Below are 3,721 nucleotides of genomic sequence, written 5' to 3' on the forward strand. Positions count from 1 at the left end.
ACAGCAGCCCTACGGTCCCGAGGACGTTCGCGAGGCCCTGCAGATCGGCCCGGACACGCCGATCATCACGACCGACGCGCGCCACCGGCACGAGGCGAAGAGCACTCTGATCACGCTCGTGGAACACGCGCTGATGGCCCGGCTGAAATAGCGCCGCCTTCGGCAGCGGTTGTGACGGTGCGTAAGTTGTGGCATTGACCACGCGCGCACTTCGGAGTTCATAACGTTTCGACAGAGAATCGGCCGGACGCGACCACTCGTCGCGTCCGGCCGATCGCGCTCCGCGCACGGCCCGCCCGCCATTTGGCGCGGCTCGGCCTTAATGCCCGTTTTATGTCGGGCAAATCGCGGCCTTCACGGGCTCTGTCCGTTGTTTGGATTGCACCTGTCCAACGTGCTGGAATTCCCGGACTGAGCAGTCACGGCTCAGCAGATGAACGGCACAGCATCAGGTGCCGACGCCGAGAGGTTGTTGGTCGAGTGAGGCGAAGAAAGACGGGCGCCGCGCAGCAGACGCGGGACGCGCGGGGCAACTTCACCCCGCCGTCGCGCACAGCGGTGCCGCCTTCCGACATGCCCGATTCCCCCGCCGCGCCCACGGGCGGCGGCAGCAGATTCTCGCCCCGCAACTGGCGTGTGCCGGTCCGCCTGAACGCGATCCTCCTGATCCCGGTCCTCGTGGCCCTGGTGTTCGGCGGGCTCGATGTGAAGAGCCGGGTCGACACCTGGAGCGAGGCGGCGGACGCGGCGAACACCGCCCGTCTGGTGCGGGCCGCGGCCACCTACGCGCACGCCGTCATCGACGAGCGCGACATCAGCGCCAAGCCGCTGCTCGCGGGTGAGACCGACGACGCGAACGTCAAGAAGGCCCGGGCCGCGACGGACGCGGCGCGCGGCGAATTCGACGCGGCCGTCAAGAAGATGCCGGACACCCCGAGCCTCAAGCGCCGTCTGAAGGCCGTGCGGGACGCCGAGCCGACGCTGCCCAAGCTGCGTTCGGCCGCGTACACGCCCGCCCTGGAGGGCGCGAAGACCGAGGACGGCTACGGCGCCATCCAGCGTCCCCTCATGGCGTTCACCAATGAGCTGGGCCTGGGCACCGGCAACGTCACCTCGTACGGCCGCATGGTCTACGCGGTGTCCCTGGCGAAGGCCGCCGAGTCGCTCCAGCGCTCCATCGGCGCCCATCTGCTGATCAAGCCCGGTGACGCCGCCAACCAGAAGACCCTCCAGACGGCCTTCTCCTCCTACAACTTCCTCGAGTACATCGCCCGCGGCGAGTACGAGCAGGGCGGTACGGACGACGACATCAAGCGCCTCCAGGCCGCGCTGACCACCGAGGCCCAGGTGGAGGAGCAGGACAAGATGGCCGCCGCCATCATGTCCGGCGCCACCCCGGCCCAGCTGAAGGCCAAGGGCATCACGCCCGACACATGGCTCCAGGCGTCCACCGCGAAGTTCGGCGCGTACCGCACGGTCGAGGAACACCAGATCGACAAGGCCGTGGACGAGGCCGAGAGCGTCGCCTCCCAGGCCGCGCAGGACGCGATCGTCAACTCCTCGATCATGGTCCTCGCGCTGCTGATCGCGTTCTTCGTCGCCGGCCGGATGGCCCGCTCGATGAGCCGCAACATGCGCAGGCTCCGCACCGCCGCCTTCGACGTGGCCGAGCAGCGCCTGCCGGCGCTGGTCGACCAGCTCTCGCGGACCGAGCCCGGTCAGGTCGACACCCGGGTCGAGCCGATCCCGATCACCACCCGTGACGAGATCGGCGAGGTCGCCCGCGCCTTCGACCAGGTCCACCGCGAGGCCGTGCGGCTCGCCGCCGAGCAGGCGGGTCTGCGGGGCAACGTCAACGCGATCTTCACCAACCTCTCGCGCCGCAACCAGAAGCTGATCGAGGGCCAGCTGGACCTCATCACCGACCTGGAGAACAACGAGGCCGACCCGGACCAGCTGGAGAACCTCTTCCGCCTGGACCACCTGGCCACCCGTATGCGGCGCAACGGCGAGAACCTCCTCATCCTCGCGGGCGAGGAGCCGGGCCGCCGTTGGGACCAGCCGATCCCGCTGGTGGACGTCCTCCGGGCCGCCACCTCCGAGGTGGAGGCGTACGAGCGCATCGAGCTCAGCGGCCTGCCCGAGGCCGAGATCCACGGCCGGGCCGTCACCGACCTCGTGCACCTGCTCGCGGAGCTGCTGGAGAACGCCACGTCGTTCTCCTCCCCGCACACCAAGGTGCGCGTCACCGCCACCCGGCTGCCCGACGGCCGGGTCATGGTCGAGATCCACGACAAGGGCATCGGCCTCACCGCCGAGGACTTCGCGGACATCAACCACCGGCTGGCCAACCCGCCGACCGTGGACGTCGCGATCGCCCAGCGCATGGGCCTGTTCGTGGTCGGCCGCCTGGCGACGCGCCACGACATCCGGGTCCAGCTGCGCCCCTCGGGCGAGCAGGCGGGCACCACCTCGCTGGTGATGCTGCCGGACGCCATCACCCACGGTGGCGGTGGCGAGGACCAGGTCCAGGACGACTTCACGGTCTCCGAGATGGTCCCCCAGCAGCAGGCGCCGATGACGCAGCAGCCACCGGTGGGCCACGGCCCGACCGCGGCCGAGCTCGGCTTCGACGACTCCCGCTACGAGACGCGCCCCGACGCCCCCGGTTCCGGTGCGGCGATGGACCCGGTGGGCCGCTCGCTGATGCGCGACCAGCGCCGCGCGGCGCTGGGGCAGAACGGCGAGAACCGTCCGCTCTTCCGCGACGAGGTCCCGCAGCAGCAGGGCTTCGAGCAGCCGGACCCGTTCGGGCAGCCCGACGCGTTCCAGCAGCAGCCGCACGCGCAGCCGCAGGAGCCGATATCCATGGAGCCCCAGGCTCCGTCGCAGTTCGGCGGTACGGGCTACCCGGAATCCGGCTACCCGGAATCCGGCTACGCGGACCCGGCGGTACCGGACCAGCGGGGCTACGGCGACGCGTACGCCCCCGGTCACCAAGGACAGTGGACCGAACCAGGTCCGTACCAGCATGAGTACGGACAGGGTTACGCAGCGGAACCGGAATCCCAGCCGTCCGCTGACACGGCCCAGCCGGAGCGCGTAGAGTTCGACCGTCCGGGCCCCGCCTCGAGCGGCTCCCCCTCGCTGACCGGGTCCGGTCTGCCGCGCCGCGACAAGCGGTGGCAGCAGGACGGGACGGGCGAGGAGGCCACGAGGGACGGCGGAGAACCGGAGCAGTACCGGCAGGAGGCCCCACCGCGACCCGCGGAGGGTGACAGCCCCGACTGGAAGTCGGCGAACGACGAGCGCTGGCAGCGTGCCGGGCAGCTCCGGGAGCCGAAGGCCGGCGGCGTGACCCCCTCCGGTCTCCCCCGCCGGGTGCCCAAGGCCAATCTGGTCGAGGGCAAGGCGGAACAGACCGTGCAGACGGGCCCGCAGGTGTCCCGCGCCCCGGAGGACGTCCGCGGCAGGTTGGCCAACCTGCGCCGGGGCATCCAGCAGGGACGCGAGCACGGAGCGGACTCCTCGGAGCATCCGGCGGGTCCCTCGCATCAGCAGCATCAGCAACACGACCAGGGCTTCGGCCCCGGCGGCACCTACGATCAGGAGCGTTAGTGTGAGCCCGATGAGCCAGGCGGCGCAGAACCTGAACTGGTTGATCACCAGTTTCGTGGACAACACCCCAGGGGTGTCCCACACCGTCGTGGTCTCCGCCGAC

1 protein-coding gene and 2 pseudogenes are annotated in these 3,721 nt (G+C 70.5%); all 3 read left to right on the forward strand.

The features are described from left to right. Positions 1-151: pseudogene (locus tag ACX9I7_RS32360) on the forward strand (ATP-binding protein); the annotation flags it as partial. A 329-nt stretch (positions 152-480) separates the two neighbouring features. Beyond that, positions 481-3,618, forward strand: a complete 3,138-nt coding sequence (locus tag ACX9I7_RS32365; RefSeq protein WP_459389364.1) for a sensor histidine kinase — start codon at positions 481-483, stop codon at positions 3,616-3,618. Between the two features lies 1 nt (position 3,619). Further along, positions 3,620-3,721: pseudogene (locus tag ACX9I7_RS32370) on the forward strand (roadblock/LC7 domain-containing protein); the annotation flags it as partial.

It is taken from the genome of Streptomyces sp. L500 (assembly GCF_054551825.1).